The sequence below is a fragment of the Vibrio sp. Y42_MX_L11 genome (assembly GCF_024181785.1).
GTDB lineage: Bacteria > Pseudomonadota > Gammaproteobacteria > Enterobacterales > Vibrionaceae > Vibrio > Vibrio diabolicus.
The window spans coordinates 21985-46779 of record NZ_JAMZAP010000024.1; the positions used below are offsets into that span (position 1 = coordinate 21985).

At 45.5% G+C, this 24795-nt stretch carries 24 protein-coding genes; 22 read left to right on the forward strand and 2 right to left on the reverse strand.

Annotated features, from left to right (window positions below; translation table 11 throughout):
• Positions 1-20 precede the first annotated feature (20 nt).
• The gene (gene aceB, locus NL643_RS19745) at positions 21-1649 is read left to right on the forward strand and encodes a malate synthase A (RefSeq protein ID WP_253645022.1); all 1629 of its coding nucleotides are present in this window, start codon (positions 21-23) and stop codon (positions 1647-1649) included.
• Between the two features lie 120 nt (positions 1650-1769).
• Positions 1770-3083, forward strand: coding sequence for an isocitrate lyase (gene aceA / locus NL643_RS19750; protein WP_005391585.1), 1314 nt, complete (start codon positions 1770-1772; stop codon positions 3081-3083).
• Positions 3084-3207: 124 nt separating this feature from the next.
• Here the strand turns inward: aceA and NL643_RS19755 are convergent, their stop codons facing one another.
• On the reverse strand, positions 3208-3657 hold the full coding sequence (locus NL643_RS19755) for a CBS domain-containing protein (protein WP_005391583.1): 450 nt from the start codon (positions 3655-3657) through the stop codon (positions 3208-3210).
• Between the two features lie 323 nt (positions 3658-3980).
• Here NL643_RS19755 and NL643_RS19760 point away from each other — a divergent pair, with 323 nt between their 5' ends.
• The 6 genes from NL643_RS19760 (at position 3981) to secF (ending at position 11105) form a co-directional block, all read left to right on the forward strand.
• The gene (locus NL643_RS19760) at positions 3981-5147 is read left to right on the forward strand and encodes a trypsin-like serine protease (RefSeq protein ID WP_253645023.1); all 1167 of its coding nucleotides are present in this window, start codon (positions 3981-3983) and stop codon (positions 5145-5147) included.
• A gap of 270 nt (positions 5148-5417) precedes the next feature.
• Entirely contained in the window at positions 5418-6470 is a 1053-nt protein-coding gene (gene queA / locus NL643_RS19765; protein WP_046874341.1) for a tRNA preQ1(34) S-adenosylmethionine ribosyltransferase-isomerase QueA, read from the forward strand.
• Between the two features lie 150 nt (positions 6471-6620).
• Complete coding sequence (gene tgt, locus NL643_RS19770) at positions 6621-7769, forward strand: tRNA guanosine(34) transglycosylase Tgt (protein WP_005391577.1); 1149 nt, start codon at positions 6621-6623, stop codon at positions 7767-7769.
• 166 nt (positions 7770-7935) lie between these two features.
• Positions 7936-8265 carry a preprotein translocase subunit YajC gene (gene yajC, locus NL643_RS19775; RefSeq protein ID WP_005381725.1) on the forward strand — a complete coding sequence of 110 codons (330 nt, stop codon included), beginning with the start codon at positions 7936-7938 and terminating at the stop codon, positions 8263-8265.
• Between the two features lie 21 nt (positions 8266-8286).
• The gene (secD, locus tag NL643_RS19780; RefSeq protein ID WP_006741889.1) at positions 8287-10143 is read left to right on the forward strand and encodes a protein translocase subunit SecD; all 1857 of its coding nucleotides are present in this window, start codon (positions 8287-8289) and stop codon (positions 10141-10143) included.
• A gap of 14 nt (positions 10144-10157) precedes the next feature.
• The gene (gene secF, locus NL643_RS19785; protein ID WP_005391572.1) at positions 10158-11105 is read left to right on the forward strand and encodes a protein translocase subunit SecF; all 948 of its coding nucleotides are present in this window, start codon (positions 10158-10160) and stop codon (positions 11103-11105) included.
• A gap of 210 nt (positions 11106-11315) precedes the next feature.
• On the opposite strand, the gene suhB is transcribed toward secF, so the two are convergent.
• Positions 11316-12119 (reverse strand): inositol-1-monophosphatase, encoded by an 804-nt coding sequence (suhB, locus tag NL643_RS19790; protein ID WP_012842115.1) that lies wholly within the window; start codon positions 12117-12119, stop codon positions 11316-11318.
• 231 nt (positions 12120-12350) lie between these two features.
• Here suhB and trmJ point away from each other — a divergent pair, with 231 nt between their 5' ends.
• The 14 genes from trmJ to ispG all read left to right on the forward strand — a co-directional run bounded on the left by trmJ (position 12351) and on the right by ispG (position 24794).
• A complete protein-coding gene (gene trmJ / locus NL643_RS19795) occupies positions 12351-13070 on the forward strand; it encodes a tRNA (cytosine(32)/uridine(32)-2'-O)-methyltransferase TrmJ (protein ID WP_124008553.1) in 720 nt (239 codons plus the stop codon).
• 125 nt (positions 13071-13195) lie between these two features.
• Positions 13196-13702, forward strand: coding sequence for a Fe-S cluster assembly transcriptional regulator IscR (gene iscR, locus NL643_RS19800; protein ID WP_005381720.1), 507 nt, complete (start codon positions 13196-13198; stop codon positions 13700-13702).
• A 28-nt stretch (positions 13703-13730) separates the two neighbouring features.
• The gene (locus tag NL643_RS19805; RefSeq protein WP_005391556.1) at positions 13731-14945 is read left to right on the forward strand and encodes an IscS subfamily cysteine desulfurase; all 1215 of its coding nucleotides are present in this window, start codon (positions 13731-13733) and stop codon (positions 14943-14945) included.
• 38 nt (positions 14946-14983) lie between these two features.
• Positions 14984-15367 (forward strand): Fe-S cluster assembly scaffold IscU, encoded by a 384-nt coding sequence (gene iscU / locus NL643_RS19810; protein WP_005381718.1) that lies wholly within the window; start codon positions 14984-14986, stop codon positions 15365-15367.
• 70 nt (positions 15368-15437) lie between these two features.
• A complete protein-coding gene (gene iscA / locus NL643_RS19815) occupies positions 15438-15761 on the forward strand; it encodes an iron-sulfur cluster assembly protein IscA (RefSeq protein WP_005391554.1) in 324 nt (107 codons plus the stop codon).
• Between the two features lie 55 nt (positions 15762-15816).
• Positions 15817-16332 (forward strand): co-chaperone HscB, encoded by a 516-nt coding sequence (gene hscB / locus NL643_RS19820; protein WP_203343553.1) that lies wholly within the window; start codon positions 15817-15819, stop codon positions 16330-16332.
• A gap of 21 nt (positions 16333-16353) precedes the next feature.
• Positions 16354-18207: a Fe-S protein assembly chaperone HscA gene (hscA, locus tag NL643_RS19825; protein ID WP_046874339.1), complete on the forward strand. Its 1854-nt coding sequence runs from the start codon at positions 16354-16356 to the stop codon at positions 18205-18207.
• Between the two features lie 13 nt (positions 18208-18220).
• On the forward strand, positions 18221-18559 hold the full coding sequence (fdx, locus tag NL643_RS19830; protein WP_005391548.1) for an ISC system 2Fe-2S type ferredoxin: 339 nt from the start codon (positions 18221-18223) through the stop codon (positions 18557-18559).
• Between the two features lie 44 nt (positions 18560-18603).
• Complete coding sequence (gene iscX, locus NL643_RS19835) at positions 18604-18798, forward strand: Fe-S cluster assembly protein IscX (RefSeq protein WP_005391546.1); 195 nt, start codon at positions 18604-18606, stop codon at positions 18796-18798.
• A 161-nt stretch (positions 18799-18959) separates the two neighbouring features.
• Positions 18960-20258 (forward strand): aminopeptidase PepB, encoded by a 1299-nt coding sequence (gene pepB / locus NL643_RS19840; protein WP_005391544.1) that lies wholly within the window; start codon positions 18960-18962, stop codon positions 20256-20258.
• 94 nt (positions 20259-20352) lie between these two features.
• Positions 20353-20778, forward strand: coding sequence for a nucleoside-diphosphate kinase (gene ndk, locus NL643_RS19845; RefSeq protein ID WP_005391542.1), 426 nt, complete (start codon positions 20353-20355; stop codon positions 20776-20778).
• A 377-nt stretch (positions 20779-21155) separates the two neighbouring features.
• On the forward strand, positions 21156-22283 hold the full coding sequence (locus NL643_RS19850) for a bifunctional tRNA (adenosine(37)-C2)-methyltransferase TrmG/ribosomal RNA large subunit methyltransferase RlmN (RefSeq protein ID WP_005391540.1): 1128 nt from the start codon (positions 21156-21158) through the stop codon (positions 22281-22283).
• Between the two features lie 435 nt (positions 22284-22718).
• Positions 22719-23669 (forward strand): cytoskeleton protein RodZ, encoded by a 951-nt coding sequence (rodZ, locus tag NL643_RS19855; protein ID WP_253645024.1) that lies wholly within the window; start codon positions 22719-22721, stop codon positions 23667-23669.
• A 6-nt stretch (positions 23670-23675) separates the two neighbouring features.
• Positions 23676-24794: a flavodoxin-dependent (E)-4-hydroxy-3-methylbut-2-enyl-diphosphate synthase gene (ispG, locus tag NL643_RS19860; RefSeq protein WP_253645025.1), complete on the forward strand. Its 1119-nt coding sequence runs from the start codon at positions 23676-23678 to the stop codon at positions 24792-24794.
• Position 24795: the final 1 nt, after the last annotated feature.

Consider the following 24795-nt stretch of genomic DNA (forward strand, 5'->3'; position numbering starts at 1 on the left):
CACGTTAAGGATGAATGATTATGCTTACTCAGACAGAACAAAAAACACAACAACTAAAGCAAACCCAAGGCACGCTTGAGGTGAATGGAGTCGTTGCTCCAGAACATCAAGCAATTTTCCCTGTTGAAGCCCAAACCTTTTTATCTCTGCTGTGTGAAAAATTTGCCGAACGTGTTGAGCAGTTGATGGAAGCACGAGAAGAGAAGCAAGCGCGTATCGATGCAGGTGAACTGCTAGACTTTTTACCAGAGACACAAGACATCCGTGAAGGAAGTTGGAAGATCTTAGGAATCCCACAAGATCTGCAAGATCGCCGTGTGGAGATTACCGGACCAACTGATCGCAAGATGGTGATTAACGCACTGAATGCGAATGTAAAAGTGTTCATGGCAGACTTCGAAGATTCAATGTCTCCAGCATGGAGTAAAGTGCTGGATGGGCAAGTGAATTTACGCGATGCCGTGAATGGCACCATCAGTTACACCAACCCTGGCAATGGCAAGCATTATCAGCTGGAAGATGACCCAGCGGTGTTGATCTGCCGTGTTCGCGGCCTTCATTTAAAAGAAAAACACGTTACGTGGCACGGTCAGATCATTCCAGGTGCGCTATTCGATTTCGCTCTGTACTTCTATAACAACTACAAAGCGTTACTTCAAAAAGGCAGCGGCCCTTATTTCTACATTCCAAAACTGCAATCGCATCACGAAGCGAAGTGGTGGAGCGAAGTGTTCCATTTCACGGAAGACTATTTCGGTCTTGATACAGGCACCATCAAAGCGACTGTGCTGATTGAAACTTTACCAGCCGTATTCGAAATGGATGAGATTCTGTTCTCACTTAAAGAACACATCGTTGGTTTGAACTGTGGTCGCTGGGATTACATCTTTAGCTACATCAAAACCTTGAAGAAGCACCCTGAACGCGTACTGCCAGATCGCCAAGTGGTTACGATGGATAAGCCATTCTTGAACGCTTACTCGCGATTATTGGTGCGTACTTGTCATAAACGAGGTGCTTTCGCGATGGGAGGAATGGCCGCCTTTATCCCAGCGAAAGACCCGCAAGAGAATCAAAAAGTATTAGACAAGATCCAGACTGACAAATCGCTAGAAGCAAACAACGGTCACGACGGTACTTGGGTAGCTCATCCAGGTTTGGCTGACACCGCGATGGAAGTTTTTAGTGCTGTACTGGGCGAGCGCACCAATCAATTGGATGTGAGTCGTTCAGAGGATGCACCTATTACAGCGGCTGAACTACTCGAGCCTTGTGAAGGCGAGCGTACAGAAGCCGGAATGCGCCACAATATTCGTGTTGCGCTGCAATACATCGAAGCTTGGATTTCTGGTAATGGTTGTGTACCGATTTATGGCTTGATGGAAGATGCGGCGACAGCTGAAATCTCTCGCGCTTCTATCTGGCAATGGATTCAACACGGCAAGTCGCTAGATAACGGATTGAAGGTCACTAAGGATCTGTTCGAGCTCTATCTAAAAGAAGAGATTGAAGTAGTGAAACAAGAAATTGGCGAGCAGCGCTACCAAGCGGGTCGATTTGAAGAAGCGGCAGACTTGATGGCAAGGCTCACTACGAGCGATGAGCTGACCAACTTTTTAACAGTTCCTGGTTATGACTACCTGGATTAATAAAGAATAACTGTAACACCAATAACGTGAAGGATTTTCAAGGCAGATAGGGAAGTACTGCCTGAGAACGGAAACTCAACGCACACGCATAAAGTGCAAATTATAAAGAGGGATAGACCAATGACTAACTTAACTCGCCGCCAACAAATTGAAGCTCTGGAAAAAGACTGGGCAACTAACCCGCGCTGGAAAAATGTAAAGCGTACATACACTGCTGAGGAAGTGGTGGAACTGCGTGGCTCTATGGTACCAGCTAACACAATTGCACAACGTGGTGCAGACAAACTTTGGTCACTGGTCAACGGTAGCGCGAAAAAAGGTTACGTAAACTGTCTTGGTGCGTTAACTGGCGGCCAAGCTGTTCAACAAGCTAAAGCTGGTATTGAAGCGATTTACCTATCTGGTTGGCAGGTTGCAGCGGACAACAACACCGCTTCAACGATGTACCCTGACCAGTCTCTATACCCAGTCGATTCTGTACCGTCAGTAGTAAAACGCATCAATAACTCGTTCCGTCGTGCAGACCAAATCCAATGGTCAGCAGGTAAATCGCCTGAAGATGAAGGCGGTATTGATTACTTCCTACCTATCGTAGCGGATGCTGAAGCAGGCTTTGGTGGTGTGCTTAACGCTTACGAGCTCATGAAATCGATGATCGAGGCAGGCGCAGCGGGCGTTCACTTTGAAGACCAGTTAGCATCGGTGAAAAAGTGTGGCCATATGGGTGGTAAGGTATTAGTTCCTACGCAAGAAGCGGTACAAAAACTGGTTGCAGCTCGTTTGGCTGCTGACGTAGCGGGTACAACAACCTTGGTTATTGCTCGTACTGATGCGAATGCGGCGGATCTCATTACGTCAGATTGCGACCCATACGATAAAGACTTTATTGAAGGTGAGCGTACTCAAGAAGGTTTCTACCGCGTTCGCGCTGGTATCGACCAAGCCATCTCTCGTGGCCTGGCTTACGCACCATATGCAGATTTGATTTGGTGTGAAACAGCGACGCCATGTTTGGAAGAAGCACGTAAGTTTGCAGAAGCGATTCACGCTGAATACCCAGACCAATTGTTGGCGTACAACTGCTCGCCTTCATTCAACTGGGAGAAAAACCTAGATGCAGAAACCATTGCTAAGTTCCAACAAGAGTTGGCAGACATGGGCTACAAGTACCAATTCATCACGCTAGCAGGTATTCACAACATGTGGTTCAACATGTTCGAACTGGCACACGCTTATGCTCAAGGTGAAGGTATGCGTCATTATGTTGAGAAAGTTCAGCGTCCTGAATTCCAGGCGGCAGAAAAAGGCTATACATTTGTTGCACACCAACAAGAAGTAGGTACAGGTTACTTCGATAGAATGACCAATACTATCCAAGGTGGTAACTCTTCAGTGACCGCATTGACAGGTTCGACCGAAGAAGACCAATTCTAATTGGCAGAGAAACACTTCCTTAATCAGCGTCAGTAATGGCATTTTGAGCGGCAACCTTGCCGCTCTTTTTTCGTTTAAAACGTTTAAGAAACGAAATTTACACCCAAGATAACGCGTTTGCGTATTATTCTTCTGGCTCGATTTCTTCGGGTTCCACTTCTTCTTGCAGTTCCAATAAGTTAATCGCAATGGTCACAAAGTCACTGTCAGTAATGATGCCTACCAATCGACCCTTGGTGACAACAGGTAAACAGCCAACTTTGTGCTTTTGCATGTAGATAGCGCTCTCTTTAAGCCCCGCGATGGGTTCGGCCGTCATGATGTTGGTGTGCATCATTTCGTAGAGCGGTGTATCTAGAGTAAAAGATTGTTCAGCCTCATCTGGGTGCAAGCTCGATTCTTGAGCAGCAAGAATGTCGCGTTGAGTCACCAAGCCTTGTAAGTGGTTATTGGCATCAACAACCGGAATATGTCGAATATCAAGCGCATCCATCATGCTTTTTGCATCACGCAAGGTGTGCGTGCGCAGTAAGGTATGAGGATTACGAGTCATCATGTCTTCAACCTTGATCATAGAGACCTCCAGCGGCATTGTCCTTCTCTTAAATATAGAGAATATTTTTCTGTATATCTGGGAGCTAACTCGTTTTTCATCAATTAAATAGCACAATACACTTGCGCTTCTTTTTGTCTGCGTAATCTGTGTCTTATCGACGTTTTTATTAATTTGAATAAGTCGGTTTGTGTGCGAGTCAGTTGGCATTTTGGGTTGATATTGAATGGACTGCCAAGGTAATCCAATGAATTGAATCGCACATTTTTATTCGCTGGATTTTCCAAGATTCGTCTCTCGAAGAAGATACGCTCAGGCTTACCAAATTGAAGACAGCAACCTAAATGAAAAGAACAACGTGTAACAAACTCATTGCGCTGGCAGTGGCGGCATTCAGTGTGCAATCAGCACAGGCGATTGTGTTAGGAGATGAACTAACCGACTCTGTTGACCGCGTTACTTTACGAGCAAGTAATATGGCAGAGTTCCCACTGTGTGGCGGCACCATGCTGACGGAGCAGTGGGTGTTGACTGCGGCACACTGCGTGGTAATGGGGCAGGGAACGAATGAAGCCAGCTACTATGTGACCCCGCCGGGCGAGTTGTCGGTGAATGCGAATGTGCATGAACTTAATTCAGCAGGGCTTGATAACTTCTATCCGGTGTCTCACGTTGTGGTTCACCCTGATTACACGCGGATTTCAAAAGCTGAGACCGACAGTAGTGGTAACGTGAAACCTATCCAAACCGGTTTAGACTCAGACATCGCGTTGCTGTATCTCACGCGCCCAGTGGCAAACGCGAGCTTTGCTGATTTAGCAAACAAAGCCGACATGGAGAGTATCGAAGCGCGTTTGGCAGTGGATTGGAACGATAATTACCTGACCAATCAACGTGTCGAAAATGTGCAAGTGTTTGGGTGGGGAACCACTCAGCCGGATGCTTCTGAACCTTCCAATACGCTCAAAACCACCATTAGTACATTTTTACCCATCGACAAATGTTATGAGCGTTTAGAAATTGGCAGCAGTTTTCCGGGGATCATCGACTCAAGAGAAAACCAAACCAAAATTTGTACGCTACCAACGAAAAACCGAGTATTAGAGCCGGATAGCCACACCCAATATGGCAACTCTGCATGTAAAGGTGACAGTGGGGGGCCGCTGGTCGATGTGGCGACGGGAAAACAGATTGGTATTGTTAGTGGTGGACCTCTCATTCTTCCGACTTGTGGCTCTTTGACGATTCCAAGTTTCTACACCAAGGTGAGCCAATATTACGACTGGGTACAGTCTTACATTACTGCCGATGCGCCACCAAGTAGCTACATCATTGCACCGAACTTTATTAAAGAGGCTAATAACCAAGTCGGCGGAGATAAAGAGTGTCACGACGGTATCGCAACTAATAACTGTGATTTCAAAGGGTCAGATGATGATGGTGGCAGTCTGGGTCTGTGGCTATTGGGTCTATTCGTACCCTTGGCGTGGTGGCGAAGGCGTGAGGTTTGATAGGGCGATTTGAATAACAAACGAGTAAGCAGCGTTATGCGCTGCTTTGCTTTTTAATGTTCCATTTCTATCGGCTTAAACTGAAAAACAATGCCAAGTGATCGCGGTTTTTCACGTTTTATTACACTCTTCATCATGGCTTTTACAGTGATATTCTGGGGATTTGCTTGCTATTGCAGCATGTAAACATATACTAGTCTGCTGCGAAAAACTCGTCGCAATTTTATCGTCGTCCTAGACGTGATTTGACCAATATATAAGACAAGTAACATGCAAGTATCAGATTTCCATTTCGACCTTCCAGATGAACTTATCGCTCGTTACCCTCAGCCAGAGCGTACCGCTAGCCGACTATTACAAATGGACGGCAATACCGGAGAGCTAATTGATGGCACATTTACTGATGTATTGGGCCAAGTTCAACCCGGTGATCTCGTGGTGTTTAATAATACTCGTGTTATACCTGCTCGTCTTTTTGGTCGTAAAGAGTCGGGTGGTAAGCTAGAGGTGCTGGTGGAGCGCATGCTTGACGAGAAAAGCATCCTCGCGCACGTTCGCTGCTCTAAATCTCCAAAACCAGGTACAACCATCATTGTTGGCGAGAATGATGAATACTCAGCAGAAATGGTGGCGCGTCATGACGCTCTATTTGAACTGAAATTTAACGCTGATAAGACGGTATTAGAAATTTTGGAAGAAATCGGCCACATGCCGCTTCCTCCTTACATTGACCGCCCAGATGAAGATGCAGATAAAGAGCGTTACCAAACCGTATATAACCAGAAGCCAGGCGCAGTAGCGGCGCCGACAGCGGGTCTTCATTTTGATGATGTTCTACTAGAGAAAATTAAAGCGAAAGGCGCAGAGTTTGCTTACGTCACTTTGCACGTTGGTGCTGGTACATTCCAGCCAGTAAAAGTAGAAAACATCAACGATCACCATATGCACGCTGAGTACGTAGAAGTACCGCAAGAAGTCGTCGAAGCAATTAAAGCGACGAAAGCGCGCGGTGGACGAATTATTGCTGTTGGTACTACATCGGTACGCTCACTTGAAAGCGCAGCGCAAGACGCATTGAAAAAAGGGACTGAGTTGGTCCCATTCTTTGGTGATACAGAAATCTTTATTTTTCCTGGCTACGAATATCAGCTTGTGGATTGCTTGATTACCAATTTCCACCTGCCAGAATCCACACTGATCATGTTGGTGAGTGCATTTGCAGGTTATGAGAACACCATGAATGCTTACAAGCATGCGGTAGAAAACAAATATCGCTTTTTCTCATATGGTGATTCAATGTTCATCAAGAAGAAAACGATTTAGTAAAAAATAAGATTTACGAGTGCTAGCAGTAAGCTAGGAAATAGAGCAGAACCTCTGCTTTATCTCTCGCAAGGAAAAGCGACCGCTCCTTAAAGTAGGGTAGAGCCCTAAACACTCAGTCAGACTGTTTCTCTGACACCCGGAGGCATCGTGAAATTAAAATTCGATCTTAAGAAGAAAAACGGCAATGCGCGTCGTGGTCAACTGACTTTCGAACGTGGCACTGTTCAAACCCCAGCGTTTATGCCAGTTGGTACTTACGGTACGGTTAAAGGCATGACGCCAGAAGAAGTGAAAGGTACGGGCGCAGAAATCCTACTAGGTAACACGTTCCACCTTTGGCTGCGTCCAGGTCAAGAAGTCATGAAAATGCACGGCGACTTGCATGATTTTATGAACTGGCACGGTCCTATTCTTACTGATTCAGGCGGCTTCCAAGTATTCAGCCTTGGCAAGATGCGTACTATTACCGAAGAGGGTGTGCACTTCCGTAACCCAGTTAATGGTGACAAGATTTTCATGGACGCAGAAAAGTCGATGGAAATTCAAAAAGACCTAGGTTCTGACATCGTCATGATTTTTGACGAGTGTACGCCATACCCAGCGACACACGATGAAGCGAAGAAATCGATGGAAATGTCACTACGTTGGGCACAGCGCTCACGTGATCACTTCGAGAAGCTAGAAAACCCGAACAACCTGTTTGGTATTGTTCAAGGTGGTGTTTACGAAGATCTACGTGATGTGTCGGTAAAAGGTCTAACGGAAATCGGTTTTGACGGTTACGCGGTTGGTGGCTTGGCAGTAGGCGAGCCTAAAGAAGACATGCACCGTATTCTTGAGCACACTTGTCCGCAGCTTCCAGAAGACAAGCCTCGCTACCTAATGGGCGTGGGTAAACCAGAAGACTTGGTTGAAGGTGTTCGCCGCGGTATCGACATGTTTGACTGTGTAATGCCAACGCGTAACGCGCGTAATGGTCACCTGTTTGTGACTGGTGGTGTGATCAAGATCCGTAATGCGAAACATAAAACGGATACAACCCCGCTGGATCCGCACTGTGACTGTTACACTTGTCAAAACTACAGTAAATCGTACCTTCATCACTTAGAGCGTTGTAATGAAATTCTAGGTGCTCGTCTGAATACGATCCACAACCTACGCTACTACCAGCGTCTGATGGAAAGTATTCGTAAAGCGATTGATGAAGATCGTTTCGATGAGTTTGTTACTGAGTTCTATGAGCGTCGTGGCCGTGAAGTGCCACCACTAGCAAAAGAACAGTCATTGACGGACTAAAAAGAATTAAAGCCTTTGGCATGTCGCCAGAGGCTTTTGCTAATAAAGTAGGCTAACGCACGTTATTTTTGAGAGAGTGATCGCTATTAGTTACTCTCAGACTTGAATCTAAAATGCGAAAGCCCAACTTGTTGGATTATCAATAAAATATAATGAGGATGTTTTAATGTTTATTTCTCAGGCTCACGCAGCAGCAGAAGGCGCGCCAGCAGGCGGTGGTTTTGAAATGCTAATCATGCTTGGCATGTTCGCAGTGATCTTTTACTTCATGATTTACCGCCCACAAGCGAAACGTGTAAAAGAGCACAAGAACCTAATGGCTTCTATGGGCAAAGGCGACGAAGTTCTAACTAGCGGTGGCCTAGTGGGTAAAATCACTAAGATTGCTGAAGACAATGACTACATTTCAATCGAGCTTAACGCGAACAATGAAGTGGTAATCAAGAAAGACTTCATCACTGCAGTGTTGCCAAAAGGTACGCTTAAGTCTCTATAAAACAGCTAAAGGATCCTCGCTGTGCTAAACCGTTATCCATTATGGAAGTACTTGATGGTATTTTTTGCCATCATCACCGCTGCGTTATACGCACTTCCAAATATCTACGGTGAAGATCCGGCTATTCAAGTTACAGGGGCGCGTGGCGCCTCTGTAGATATGTCAACGCTGGATGCTGTCACTACTGCTCTTGATAAAGAGCAACTCTCTCATAAATCCATTGCTCTCGAGAATGGATCAATTCTTGTTCGTTTTAACGACACTGACACGCAAATCAGTGCTCGTGATGTCATCAGCGAAGCGCTTGGCAAAGACACAATTGTTGCACTTAACCTTGCTCCTTCTACACCCGATTGGCTAGAAGCGATTGGCGCGTCACCATTAAAGCTGGGTCTTGACCTTCGTGGTGGTGTCCACTTCTTAATGGAAGTAGACATGGACGCTGCGATGGAAAAGCTCGTTGGTCAGCAAGAAGAAGCTTTCCGTAGCGAACTTCGTGAGGCAAAAATTCGTTATCGTGCTATCCGCCCTTCTGGCAAAGAAGCGGTAGAGGTTCTGCTACGTAACGAAGAGCAATTAGCAGAAGCGAAAGCAATGCTAGAAAAGAATCACCCGGACATGCTCTTTGTCGAATCTGATTCAAATGGCCGTTACGCTCTTACTGCGACCTTTACCGAGCAACGTTTACAAGAGATCCGTAACTACGCTGTTGAGCAAAATATTACGATTTTACGTAACCGTGTAAACGAGCTAGGTGTTGCAGAGCCTCTCGTTCAACGTCAAGGTGCAAGTCGAATTGTTGTTGAGCTTCCTGGTGTTCAAGATACTGCTCGTGCAAAAGAAATTCTAGGTGCGACTGCAACGCTAGAATTCCGTGAAGTTGACGATAAAGCTGACCTATCCGCGGCAGCAAATGGTCGTGCGCCAGCAGGCAGTGAAATCAAAATGGACCGAGACGGTCGTCCGGTTGTGCTTAAGAAGCGTGTTATTCTTGGTGGTCAAAGCATTACGGATGCAAGCTCAAGTGTCGATGAATACGGTCGTCCACAAGTTAACATCTCGCTAGACAGCGAAGGTGGTAACAAGATGTCAGCGTTCTCTAAGAAGAACATCGGTAAGCTAATGGCTACCGTGTTTGCTGAGTACAAAGACAGTGGTCGTCGTACGCCTGAAGGCAAAGTCATCCTGGATAAGCATGAAGAAGTCATCAACCAAGCGACGATTCAATCGGCTCTTGGACGTAACTTCCGTATCACGGGTATAGACTCCGCAGCTGAAGCGCACAACCTTGCACTTCTATTACGTGCTGGTGCACTGATCGCACCTATCTCTATCGTTGAAGAGCGTACTATTGGTCCATCAATGGGCCAGCAAAACATCGATATGGGTATCCAAGCGTGTATCTGGGGTATGGTTGCGGTAATGCTGTTTACACTGCTTTACTACCGTGGCTTTGGCTTGATTGCCAACATCGCTCTAATGGCTAACTTAGTGTTGATCATTGGTGTTATGTCGATGATTCCAGGCGCTACCATGACGCTTCCGGGGATTGCCGGTATCGTGTTAACGGTCGGTATGGCGGTTGATGCGAACGTACTGATCTTCGAGCGTATCCGTGAAGAGCTTCGCGATGGGCGTAGTCCACAACAAGCGATTCACCAAGGTTACGCGAATGCATTCAGTACGATTGCCGATGCGAACATCACGACACTGATTACTGCAATTATTCTATTTGCAGTCGGTACTGGTGCAGTGAAAGGTTTCGCGGTTACTCTATCTATCGGTATCTTAACTTCAATGTTCACCGCCATTATTGGTACACGTTGTATCGTGAACCTGATTTACGGTGGCAAACGCGTTGATAAATTGTCGATCTAAGGCTGGGAATTAATATGTTTCAAATTCTAAAAGCAGAGAAGACGATCGGCTTTATGCGTTGGTCGAAAGTAGCATTCGTTTTTTCAATCTTTATGATTGCTGCTTCTATATTCACTTTGTCAACTAAGTGGCTAAATTGGGGCCTAGACTTCACTGGCGGTACGCTAATTGAAGTTGGCTTTGAAAAACCTGCGAACCTTGAAAAAATCCGAACCGCTTTAGATGCGAAAGGTTTTGGTGATGCGACAGTACAAAACTTCGGTAGTGCTCGTGAAGTAATGGTTCGTCTTCGTCCACGTGATGACGTTTCTGGTGAAACGCTAGGCAACCAAATCATTGGTGCTATCAAAGATGGTACTGGCGAAAGCGTAGAAATGCGTCGTATTGAATTCGTAGGTCCTAACGTTGGTGATGAGCTAACAGAAGCTGGCGGTCTAGCGATCCTCGTGTCGCTGATCTGTATCTTGCTTTATGTCTCGATGCGATTTGAATGGCGTCTAGCGGCTGGTGCGGTTATGGCATTGGCTCACGATATCATTATCACGTTAGGTGTTTTCTCATTCCTACAAATAGAAGTTGACCTAACCATCGTCGCGGCACTATTAACGGTAGTCGGTTACTCGCTCAACGATACCATCGTTGTGTTTGACCGTATTCGTGAAAACTTCCGCAAGATGCGTAAAGGTGAGCCAGCCGATATCATGGACGCTTCAATCACCCAAACGTTGAGCCGTACACTGATTACATCTGGTACGACGTTGTTCGTGGTAATTGCACTGTTCATGCAGGGTGGTGCGATGATTCACGGCTTTGCAACCGCACTTTTACTCGGTATCACTGTAGGTACTTACTCTTCTATCTACGTAGCATCAGCACTGGCTCTAAAACTGGGTATCCAGAAAGAGCACTTGATGCCACCTCAAGTAGAAAAAGAAGGTGCAGAGTTCGACGAAATGCCATAAGGCAGATTGAGAGTCGACAACAAAAAACCGCTGAGCAATCAGCGGTTTTTTTGTATCTGAATCGAGTTGTGTGCTTGCAGAACCTCACTGTATGGAGAGCCTTACATTGCCGCTAAGTAGATACGGTTCAGTAGATACAAGAAAGCCCCGCTCATTGAGCGGGGCTTTCTAAAGTCATCAGCGTGACGGGCTAAATATGACTTTCAAATATTACTTAAGGATCGCGCTGTTACCGTTTTCGCGGATGTGCTTAAGGATAGATTTTACGCCACGAGCGCTTGAAGCAACAATGTTACCAGACTTCATGTACTCAGTGCCGCCAGCAAAGTCAGTTAGGATTGCGCCAGCTTCACGAGCAATAAGCTCACCTGCTGCCATATCCCAAGGTTTTAGACCTAGCTCGAAGTAACCATCAACACGGCCAGCAGCCACGTAACATAGGTCAAGAGCAGCAGAGCCGCTACGACGGAAATCAGCACATTCAGTGAATAGCGCACCAACGATCTTGATGTAAGACTCAGCGTGTTGTTTCTGTTTGAATGGGAAACCAGTAGCTAGAACAGTACCTTGAAGGTCTTTTAGTTGAGCAACACGGATACGCGCACTGTTTAGTTGAGCGCCTGCACCACGTTGTGCAGTGAATAGCTCGTTTTGCATTGGATCGTAAACACAAGCAACTTCAGTTTTGCCTTTGATACGAACAGCGATAGAAACCGCGAAGTGTGGGTAACCTTTTACAAAGTTAGTGGTGCCATCCAGTGGGTCGATGATCCATTGTACGTCTTTATCTTTACCTTCGATAAGACCTTGTTCTTCAGCAACGATACAGTGCTCAGGGTAAGACTGCTTGATAGTATCGATGATGATGTATTCTGCTTCTTTATCTACATTAGTGACAAAGTCATTAGTGCCTTTAAGAGTAGATTCTACTTTATCAGTGTTTTCTAATGATTTAGCAATATGATTGCCTGCCTTTCGCGCAGCGCGAATAGCAATGTTTAGCATTGGATGCATACGAATTTCCCAACGGATGTTAAAGAACAAATGAAAGCGGCGGCGAGTATACCAGAGATCAGTAAAAAGGGAAGTGGTTATTTTTTGTTCTAAAGTCAGTGGTTTTATTGTATTTAGCTTGAGGCGAACGAGAACAATGACCAAGAATGAGAAGAGAGGCCTGCTTCGCCCTAGGGTGTGTTAAAAAACTATGGTAACATTCTGCGGTTTTAATTTAGGTAGCAAACACAGATGTTGGATCAAGTAAAAATTGTACTCGTAGGTACCTCTCATTCAGGCAATATTGGCTCAGCAGCTCGAGCTATGAAAGTGATGGGTTTAAGCCAACTAGTATTAGTCGATCCACAATGTGAAGTGGATGAACAAACTCTTGCTTTGGCTGCGGGTGCTGGTGATATTGCTCAAAATGCAAAGGTTGTCAGTACACTAGAAGAAGCGGTTGAAGATTGCAGCCTTGTGGTGGGCTCCAGTGCTCGCTCTCGTACATTAGAATGGCCAATGCTTGAGCCACGTGAATGTGGTGAGAAATTTGCGGTTGAGGGTAGAAAACATCCTGTCGCGCTCGTGTTTGGTCGTGAAAGAACTGGTCTAACAAACGAAGAGCTGCAAAGGTGTCACTACCATGTTTGCATTCCTGCTAACCCTGAATATAGCTCGCTTAACCTAGCGATGGCTGTACAAACTCTGAGTTACGAAGTACGAGTTGCGCATTTGAACTTAGAGCAAAGCCAGTTTGCCCCAAATGAGCCGGAAGAGTACCCACGTCATAGAGAGCTCGAAATGTTCTTCGAGCATCTTGAAAAGGTGATGGTTGAGACCCAGTTTATCAATAAAGAGCAACCAGGGCAGGTGATGAATAAATTGCGTCGCTTGTTCTCTCGTGCTCGGCCAGAAACCCAGGAGCTCAATATTCTACGCGGCATTTTGACCTCGATAGAAAAGAAGCTCTGAGTAAAGAATAACCACTTTAGGTGTAAGGATGAATACCTGAGTAAAATGGTCAAATAAATACTTGACCAAATTACTCAGGTATGGAAAAATCTTAACCATTACAAACCATGTGGATACGGTGTGGTATGAAACTTACATCTAAAGGAAGATATGCGGTGACAGCCATGCTGGATGTGGCACTGCATTCGCAACAAAACCCTGTACCTCTTGCTGACATCTCAGAGCGTCAGGGGATCTCGCTCTCTTACTTAGAGCAGCTATTTTCAAAATTGCGTAAAGCAGGTCTCGTTGCCAGCGTTCGTGGTCCTGGTGGTGGTTACCGACTTGGTGCCGACGCACACAGTATCGCTATTGGTACCGTGATTGCAGCCGTTGATGAGTCAGTCGATGCAACCAAATGCCAGGGCAAAGGAGATTGCCAAGGCGGAACACGTTGCCTTACTCACACGCTATGGCGCGACTTAAGCTCTCGCATTAGTGACTTCTTGAATAACATCACTCTTGGTGAGTTGATGACAGACAATGAAGTCCTCGAAATTTCTGATCGTCAGGACATTGATCTGGCGGTAACCCATGGGCTATCAAACAAAAATACAACCGCCGCGCCCATCGGTGTAAACGTCCGCTCTTAGCGGTCAGCTTTTTACATTGGAGTAGAGAATGAAACTGCCGATTTATCTTGATTATTCCGCTACATGTCCAGTTGATCCACGTGTTGCTGAAAAAATGGTTCAGTACATGACAATGGATGGCACATTTGGCAACCCAGCGTCGCGTTCGCACCGTTACGGCTGGCAGGCAGAAGAAGCGGTCGATACTGCTCGTGAGCAAATTGCTGACCTTCTAAATGCAGATCCTCGCGAAATCGTATTTACATCTGGTGCGACAGAATCAGACAACCTTGCGATTAAAGGTGCAGCGCACTTTTACTCGAAGAAAGGCAAGCACGTAATCACTTGTAAAACAGAGCACAAAGCCGTTCTTGACCCATGTCGTCAACTTGAGCGTGAAGGCTTTGAAGTGACTTACCTTGAGCCAGAATCAAATGGCTTGATCGATCTAGAGAAGCTTAAAGCGGCAATGCGTGATGACACAGTGCTTGTGTCTATTATGCACGTAAACAACGAGATTGGTGTGGTTCAAGACATTACAGCGATCGGCGAATTGTGTCGTGAGCGTAAAATTGTTTTCCACGTGGATGCAGCGCAATCTGCAGGTAAATTACCAATCGACGTTCAAGAGATGAAAGTTGACCTAATTTCGCTTTCTGCTCACAAAGTTTATGGCCCTAAAGGCATCGGTGCACTTTACGTTCGTCGTAAGCCTCGTATTCGTCTTGAAGCGCAAATGCACGGTGGCGGCCATGAGCGTGGTTTCCGCTCTGGTACACTTCCTACTCACCAAATCGTTGGTATGGGTGAAGCATTCCGCATTGCAAAAGAAGACATGCAAAAAGATTACGATCACGCTTTAGCGCTTCGTAACCGTCTTTTTGATGGCGTGAAAGACTTAGAAGCAGTGACGGTAAACGGTGACCTTGAGCAACGTGTACCACACAACCTAAACATCAGCTTCGCATTCGTAGAAGGTGAATCACTACTAATGTCGCTTAAAGATCTAGCGGTATCTTCTGGTAGTGCTTGTACGTCTGCAAGCCTTGAGCCTTCTTACGTTCTTCGTGCCCTAGGCATGGATGATGAATTGGCTCACAGCTCGGTTCGTTTCTCGTTTGGTCGTTTCACGACTGAAGAAGAAATTGATTACGCAATTGAACAAATCCGCGTTGCAGTGACTAAGCTACGCGACATGTCTCCTCTATGGGATATGTACAAAGAAGGGATTGATTTGAGCACTGTTGAATGGGCTCACCATTAATCTCAGGGATTGAAATAGAGGATTCGAGGTAATTTATCATGGCATACAGCGAAAAAGTAATTGATCACTACGAGAACCCACGTAACGTTGGTTCATTCGATAAAGAAGACCCATCAGTAGGTAGCGGCATGGTTGGCGCTCCAGCTTGTGGTGACGTAATGAAGCTTCAAATCAAAGTGACACCGGAAGGGATCATCGAAGATGCGAAGTTCAAAACATACGGTTGTGGTAGTGCAATCGCATCAAGCTCACTAGTAACTGAGTGGGTAAAAGGCAAGTCAGTTGATGAAGCAGCAGCAATTAAAAACTCTGAAATTGCTGAAGAGCTAGAGCTTCCACCAGTGAAAGTTCACTGTTCAATTCTTGCTGAAGATGCAATCAAAGCAGCGGTTGCAGACTACAAGAAAAAACACCAAGAATAATTATTCCGTAATATAATGGGAGCTTTGACGCTCCCATTCCAATCGAAATTTAGACAGACTAAGGTGCAGTATGGCCATCACAATGACAGAATCAGCGGCAAGTCGCGTAAGAGCATTCCTAGATAACCGAGGCAAAGGTATCGGTTTACGTCTTGGAGTGAAGACGACTGGTTGTTCAGGCATGGCATATGTACTTGAGTTTGTTGATGAGCTTAACGAAGAAGATGAAGTTTTTGAACTCTCTGGAGTGAAAATCATCATCGACAAAAAAAGCTTAGTGTACCTAGACGGTACCGAATTGGATTACGTGAAAGAAGGGTTGAATGAAGGTTTTGAATTCAACAACCCTAACGCGAAAAGTGAATGTGGTTGTGGTGAAAGCTTCAACGTCTAATTGATTGTCCTTCTGGGCAAGCGAGTCCGGAAGGCTTTACTAGGACCCGAACTTAATGAATCACTTTGAATTATTTGGGCTACCAAGTCAGTTTAAGCTGGATGGTAGCCTTCTTTCTTCTCAGTTCCGAGAACTACAAAAACGCTTCCACCCGGATAACTTTGCAACGGGATCTGAACGTGACCGTTTGATGGCGGTGCAAAAGGCAGCGCAAATCAACGATGCCTATCAAGTTCTGAAAAATCCTATCTCCCGTGCCGAGTACATCCTCGCAGAGCAGGGAGTTGAGATCCGAGGTGAACAGCAGACAATGCAAGATCCAATGTTCTTAATGGAGCAAATGGAGCTGCGCGAAGAACTGGAAGAAATTGCTGACAGCACCGATCCTGAATCGGCGCTTTTTGACTTCGATTCTAAGGTCAGCAAAATGTACAAACAGCATCTGGCAAACGTCGAGCAAGAGCTTGATGATGGTCTTTGGGCTGAAGCCGCAGACCGAGTTCGTAAGCTAAAATTCATTGCCAAACTAAAGAACGAAATTGAACTAGTCGAAGACAAACTCCTCGGCTAGTTAGCGTGACAAGGACCTATCATGGCACTACTTCAAATCGCAGAACCGGGCCAAAGCTCGGCACCTCATGAGCATAAGTTAGCAGCGGGTATCGACTTAGGTACTACCAACTCTTTGGTTGCTTCTGTACGTAGCGGCGATGCAACTCCACTTGCGGACGAGCAGGGCCGTACTATTTTACCTTCAGTCGTTAATTACACTGAGGAAACGTTAACGGTTGGCCACGAAGCCAAAGCCAAAGCAGAGCTTGAACCAGAGAACACTATTATCTCTGTAAAACGTTTGATCGGTCGTTCATTAAAGGACATTCAGTCCCGTTACTCTTCACTTCCTTATCGTTTTAGAGAGAGTGAAAATGGTCTTCCGATCCTGCAAACGCCTCAAGGTGACAAAAACCCGATTGAAGTATCTGCGGACATTCTAAAAGCGCTAGGTAAGCGAGCAGAAGAAACGTTAGGTGGTGAGTTAGCGGGTGTTGTGATCACTGTTCCTGCTTACTTTGATGATGCTCAGCGTGCAGGTACGAAAGATGCCGCGAAATTAGCTGGCCTTCATGTGCTGCGTCTGCTGAACGAACCAACTGCCGCGGCAATTGCTTATGGTCTAGACTCAGGCCAAGAAGGGGTGATTGCGGTTTATGACCTAGGTGGCGGTACATTTGATATCTCTATCCTACGTTTGTCGAAAGGCGTATTTGAAGTATTAGCAACAGGTGGTGACTCTGCGTTAGGCGGTGATGACTTTGACCATCTGTTAGCGGATTACCTAATGGAGCAAGCGGGTCTCGAAGCCCCACTTTCTGCTGAAAAAAACCGTACGCTACTGAACATTGCTACTGCGACTAAGATTGCTTTCTCTGAGCAAGACAGCGTTGACGTTGATGTGTTTGGTTGGAAGGGCACCGTTACTCGTGAGCAGTTCGAAGATCTGATTCGCCCATTAGTGAAGAAAACACTAATGTCTTGTCGTCGTGCATTAAAAGATGCTGATGTTAACGCAGACGAAGTACTCGAAGTTGTCATGGTTGGTGGTTCAACACGCACATTGCTGGTTCGTGAAATGGTAGGCGAGTTTTTTGGCCGCACACCGCTAACAAGCATTAATCCTGATGAAGTTGTCGCAATCGGCGCGGGTATCCAAGCTGACATTCTAGCGGGTAACAAGCCTGATTCAGAAATGTTACTTCTTGACGTGATCCCACTGTCGCTTGGTATTGAAACCATGGGTGGTCTGGTTGAGAAGATCATCCCTCGCAATACCACGATTCCTGTTGCGCGTGCGCAAGAATTTACCACATTCAAAGATGGCCAAACGGCCATGAGTGTTCATGTGGTACAAGGTGAGCGTGAAATGGTTGATGATTGTCGTTCACTGGCTCGTTTCTCATTGAAAGGCATTCCACCGATGGCGGCGGGTGCGGCACATATTCGTGTGACTTACCAAGTTGACGCTGACGGCCTTCTTTCTGTTACGGCAATGGAAAAGAGCACCGGTGTTCAGTCAGAGATTCAAGTAAAACCTTCTTACGGGTTAAGCGATAATGAAGTGGCGGATATGCTGCGTGATTCAATGACGCACGCTAAAGAAGACATGCAAGCTCGTGCGCTAGCTGAACAGCGTGTTGAGGCCGACCGTGTGATAGAAGGCTTGATTGCAGCCATGCAAGCTGATGGTGACGAACTACTATCAGAACAAGAGAAACAAGATCTGATAAAAGCCATCGAAGCCTTGATTGAGCTGCGTAATGGTGATGATGCAGATGCGATTGAGCAAGGCATTAAAGATACCGATAAAGCGAGCCAAGATTTCGCATCGCGCCGTATGGATAAATCGATTCGAGCTGCGCTGTCAGGTCAATCAGTAGACGATATATAAGAGATAAGTAGTTATGCCTAAGATTATTGTATTACCACACGACGATTTGTGCCCAGAAGGCGCAGTGTTGGAAGCAAACACTGGTGAAACCGTTCTGGACGTAGCGCTAAAAAATGGTATCGGTATTGAACATGCGTGTGAAAAATCATGTGCTTGTACCACCTGCCACGTGATCATCCGTGAAGGTTTTGATTCGCTAGAAGAAAGTGAAGAGCTGGAAGACGACATGCTGGATAAAGCGTGGGGTCTAGAGCCTGAATCACGTCTAGGGTGTCAGGCGAAAATTGCTGATGAAGACTTAGTGGTAGAAATTCCTAAGTACACGCTAAACCACGCTTCAGAAGATCACTAAAACTATCTTCCCAATATAGGGAAGAAGCAAAAGGAAGATGAGCAATGAAATGGACAGATTCTCGCGATATCGCGATTGAACTTTGTGACAAGTTTCCAGATGTTGATCCGCAAACGGTGCGTTTTACCGATCTTCATCAATGGATCATGGAGTTAGATGAGTTTGAAGATGACCCAAACCATTGTAACGAAAAGATTCTGGAAGCCGTTATCATGTGCTGGATGGATGAAGCAGACTAAGTCTGTAAAACACAGCCTAGTTAACAATTCTTACTAAAAAAAGCGGACCTTTAGGTCCGTTTTTTTATCCAATTGACATTTTTGCCCTACATAATGCTAACATCCGTGAGTTATTAAAAAGAAGCAGCGTAGGCAACGCTGCTATAAGACAAGGAGAAACCATGTCTACACAGATGTCTGTATTTTTAAGTCAAGAGTCGGCAGCACCACATTGGGGTGAAAAAGCACTGCTTTCATTCGCTGAAAACGGCGCAACTATTCATTTAGGTGAAGGTCACGATCTTGGCGCAATTCAACGTGCAGCTCGTCAGCTAGATGGCCAAGGAATTCGTTCTATTTTTCTTTCCGGTGATAACTGGGATTTAGAGAGCGTTTGGGCTTTCCACCAAGGTTACCGTAACCCAAAAAAACATGGCTCAGTTGAGTGGTCTGCATTGTCTGAAGAAGATCAAGCAGAGCTTCAAGCGCGTATTACCGCGACTGATTTTACCCGCGATATCATCAATAAAACCGCAGAAGAAGTTGCCCCTCGTCAGCTAGCGACAATGGCCGCTGAATTCATCAAATCTGTTGCGCCTAAAGGCACAGTGACAGCTCGTATCGTCAAAGACAAAGACTTGTTGGCAGAAGGTTGGGAAGGCATTTACGCCGTAGGCCGTGGTTCGGAGCGTACTTCTGCGATGCTCCAGCTAGACTACAACCCGACAGGTGACGAGAACGCACCAATATTCGCGTGTCTTGTCGGTAAAGGTATCACCTTTGATTCGGGTGGTTACAGCTTGAAGCCTTCTAACTTCATGAGCGCAATGAAAGCAGACATGGGTGGCTCAGGCACCATCACCGGTGGTCTTGCACTGGCGATTCTTCGTGGTTTGAACAAGCGTGTAAAACTGATCCTTTGTTGTGCAGAGAACATGGTTTCTGGTCGCGCACTCAAGCTTGGCGATATCATCACCTACAAAAACGGTAAAACCGTTGAAATCATGAACACCGATGCAGAAGGTCGTTTAGTGCTTGCTGATGGCCTTATCTACGCCAGTGAACAAAAACCTGAGTTAATCATTGATTGTGCAACACTAACAGGTGCGGCGAAGAATGCTTTGGGTAATGATTACCACGCACTAATGAGTTTCGATGACGAGTTATCGCATCAAGCGCTCACTGCGGCAAACCAAGAAAAAGAAGGTTTATGGCCGCTACCACTTGCTGACTTCCACCGTGGAATGCTGCCGTCAAACTTTGCTGACTTATCGAATATCAGTTCTGGTGACTACTCTCCGGGTGCAAGCACAGCAGCAGCATTCTTGTCTTACTTCGTAGAAGACTACAAAAAAGGCTGGTTGCACTTCGACTGTGCGGGTACATACCGTAAAGCCGCGTCTGATAAATGGGCTGCGGGAGCTACGGGTATGGGCGTTCGTACACTTGCTCGTTTCCTCAATGAGCAAGCTGGTAAATAAGATTGATTGCGGCACTCCTTGTTTGAGTGCTGCTCTTACCCAGTAAGTCACTTTAAAAACACAACTATTATTACAAGTACAGAAAGGAAATTTTATGGCTCTAGAAAGAACATTTTCAATCATTAAGCCGGATGCGGTAGAGCGAAACCTAATTGGTGAAATCTATAACCGTATTGAAAAGGCTGGCCTACGTATTGTCGCTGCTAAAATGGTTCACCTGACTGAAGATCAGGCAAGCGGTTTTTATGCAGAGCATGAAGGCAAAGAGTTTTTCCCTCCATTAAAAGAGTTCATGACATCTGGTCCTATTATGGTTCAGGTGCTGGAAGGTGAAAATGCGATTGCACGTTACCGTGAACTGATGGGTAAAACTAACCCAGAGGAAGCGGCATGCGGTACGCTTCGTGCCGATTACGCACTTAGCATGCGTCACAATTCAGTTCATGGTTCCGATAGCCCTGAATCTGCAGCGCGTGAAATTGAGTTTTTCTTCCCTGAGTCAGAGGTTTTCTCTCGCTAATTAGGCGTGATACTTCACTTGTTAGTGATGCTCTGATACAGAAAAGCCTCGGAACTTTCCGAGGCTTTTTCATTTCATATACCTAAGTTGAGTGGCAATGTTGACTGCATAAGTGATCTCTTACACGCTAACTAGTCTGACTATATAATGGGCTTTAAAGCCCAGTAACGTGAGTTATTTTTAGTCTTTTCCCTTTACGATTTCTACGCTTTTACTTTTGATAGTGTAATAGCCACTTATAGCGTAAGGGGTGCTTGAAATTTAATCATTTTGATTTTAATGCCTTAGCAAACTCAGGGTTTTACACCCCTTGTTGTGGCTGCATAAAGGCTGTACAATTCGCGCCCTTATTCTTGTTTCAGTCATTGAGAGGCAACATGACCACTGAAAAAATCAATCTACTCGACTTTGATCGCAAAGGCATGCGTCAGTTTTTCGCAGAAGAACTCGGCGAGAAAGCGTTTCGTGCCGATCAGGTTATGAAGTGGATCTACCATTTCGGTGTAGATGACTTCGAAAAAATGACAAACATTAACAAGAAGCTGCGCGAAAAGCTTTTACACAAGTGCGAAATCAAGGCACCAACAGTCGCAGAAGCTCAGCACTCTTCTGATGGTACGATCAAGTGGGCGATGAACGTTGGTGATCAGGATGTAGAGACGGTTTACATTCCAGAAGATGATCGTGCAACGCTTTGTGTGTCTTCTCAAGTAGGTTGTGCGTTGGAATGTAAGTTCTGCTCAACAGCACAGCAGGGCTTTAACCGTAACTTGAAAGTTTCAGAGATCATCGGTCAGGTGTGGCGCGCTGCACGTGAAATTGGTCTTGAGAAAGAAACAGGTCGCCGCCCAATTACTAACGTCGTGATGATGGGGATGGGTGAACCGCTTCTAAACATGAAGAACTTGATCCCGGCATTAGAACTAATGCTGGACGATCTTGGCTTTGGTTTGTCAAAACGTCGTGTGACTGTATCTACATCAGGTGTGGTTTCTGGTCTTGATCAGATGACAGGCAAAATCGATGTCGCGTTGGCAATTTCCCTTCATGCGCCAAACGATAAGTTGCGTAGTGAAATCATGCCAATTAACGATCGTTGGGATATTCAAGATTTCCTAGCATCAGTTCGTCGTTACATCGCTTCATCGAATGCAAACCGCGGTAAGGTAACGGTTGAGTACGTACTTCTTGATCATGTGAATGATGACATGGACCATGCTCGTGAACTGGCTGAACTGATGAAAGACACACCATGTAAGATTAACTTGATTCCGTTTAACCCGTATCCAGGTTCACCTTACAAGAAACCAAGTAACTCACGTATCGATCGCTTCCAAAAAACATTGATGCAATATGAGCATACAGTAACGGTTCGTAAGACTCGTGGCGATGACATTGATGCAGCGTGTGGTCAGTTAGTCGGTGATGTGATTGACCGAACTAAACGTACTGCAATGTTAAAAGCGTCGCGCGGTGCTGATACCATTGAAGTAAAAGCCGTATAAACGACCGGAATTCAAAAATAGCCAGAGCCATTTGCTCTGGCTATTTTGTTTAGCGATAAGGGCATTTCTGCCAAGATTTATGACGACAACTCTCCAACTCGAGGTTATTTGGGTATAATTTCGAATTCCTTTGTCAAAGTTTGGACAAAAGCTTGAGCTATCTGTTAGTTTGAGTGTAAAGAGTTTTTGTCTTCGTTACACATTCGCTTATCATGATATGTGACATTAACGATGACACCGATAATTCTCAGCATTTTCTCACATACGCTTTGCTGATTTTTGCAAAACGGGTATTCACACTCAAATCGCTGAGAGTTTCTTAAAATTATTATTTTGGTTAACGCGTTTAGGCTAGCTATCTTTTAAAGAGGCTTAAGAACAATAACGAAAATACATAACCACGTTAGCCACTAAAACAGATTAAATACCACCATTATGACAGAACACGAAAATACGAATGAAGTGCCACTTTCTATTGAAGCTGGCACATTACTGAAAAACAAACGCGAATCTCTTGGGATGAGTCAAAAGCAAGTTGCTGATCGCCTGAGGCTTCGCGTTTCTGTTATTGAAGATATTGAAAATAACCGATTTGAGTCTCAACAAGTTGCGACATTTACGCGTGGTTACTTGCGTTCTTACGCGAAGTTCGTGGGCCTTGATGAGAAGATGGTTTTGACTGCGTTAGAGCAGACAGCAGATGTACAGCCACAAGAGCAAGAAATTGAAATGCAGAGCTTCTCTCGCAAAACAAAAGATGAGAAGCACAATAGCCGTATCATGCTCCTGACTTGGGTTATCGGGTTGGTCATTATTGGTATTTCTGCAGCTTGGTGGTGGCAAAACCAGCAAGAGAATAGCCTAACGAAGGAAGTTACGGATTCAAGTGTTGAAGCGCCGAAGCCCACAGCGCAAGAGTTAGCTGATATCGATTTAATGACGGCTGAGGAGTTAATCGCAAGTACTCCTGAAGAAGTTGTTTCAACAAGTAATGATGTTGTTGAAACGAGTGAAGTACCAGTCGAGCAGGGTAGCAACCCTCTGCTTGCTGAAACTGAAAATACAACAAGCGTAGATTCTGAAGAACCTGTTGCCGTGATTGAAACTGCGGAAGAGGAACAGCCTGCGCCAGTCGTACCTGAAGGCATGACACTTCTTACTATGAAGTTTAAAGCGGACTGTTGGATTCAAGTAAAAGACACCAATGGTAAAACGCTGGTAAGTGGTACTCATAAACCAGGACAAGATGTAGAACTTACCGGAAAAGCGCCGTTTAAAGTGATATTAGGCGCACCGGAAGGGGTTACAATGACATTTGCAAGTGAACCTGTCGACCTTTCTGGGTATACTTCAGGCAAAGTAGCTAGATTCACTCTACCGTTATAAAAAATTATGCAACACGAATCTCCAATTATTCGTCGTAAATCGACGCGTATTTATGTGGGTGATGTGCCAATTGGTGATGGTGCGCCAATTGCCGTACAGTCAATGACTAACACTCGCACGACTGACGTAGAAGCGACAGTCGCTCAAATCCGAGCACTAGAAAAAGTCGGTGCAGATATCGTTCGAGTTTCTGTACCTACTATGGACGCAGCAGAAGCTTTCAAACTGATTAAACAGCAAGTTTCTGTACCATTAGTGGCTGATATTCATTTCGACTATCGTATCGCGCTGAAAGTGGCGGAGTACGGTGTTGACTGTTTACGTATCAACCCAGGTAACATCGGCAATGAAGAGCGCATTCGCGCTGTTGTTGACTGTGCTCGCGATAAAAACATCCCAATCCGTATTGGTGTCAACGGTGGATCTTTGGAAAAAGATTTACAGATGAAATACGGTGAACCAACGCCAGAAGCTTTGGTTGAATCGGCGATGCGTCACGTAGATCATCTCGATCGTCTTAACTTTGACCAATTTAAAGTTAGCGTGAAAGCTTCAGACGTCTTCCTTGCAGTGGATTCATACCGTCTGCTAGCGAAGAAAATCGATCAGCCTCTTCACTTGGGTATTACAGAAGCGGGCGGTGCTCGTGCTGGTGCTGTTAAGTCATCTGTTGGCTTAGGTATGCTGTTATCTGAAGGGATCGGCGATACGCTGCGTATCTCTTTGGCTGCCGATCCAGTTGAAGAAATCAAAGTCGGTTTCGACATTCTTAAATCTCTGCGTATTCGCTCTCGAGGCATCAACTTTATTGCTTGCCCAAGTTGCTCGCGCCAAGAATTTGATGTGATTGGCACAGTGAACGCACTTGAGCAGCGTTTAGAAGACATCATCACGCCAATGGATGTGTCTATCATCGGTTGTGTGGTAAACGGCCCTGGTGAAGCAGAAGTTTCTCACTTAGGTCTAGCAGGTAGTAACAAGAAGAGCGCATTCTACGAAGATGGTAAACGCCAGAAAGAACGCTTTGATAACGATGACCTTGTGAATCAGCTAGAAGCTAAGATCCGTGCGAAAGCAGGCATGATGAATGGCGAAAACCGCATCGAAGTTAAAGTACAAGATTAAT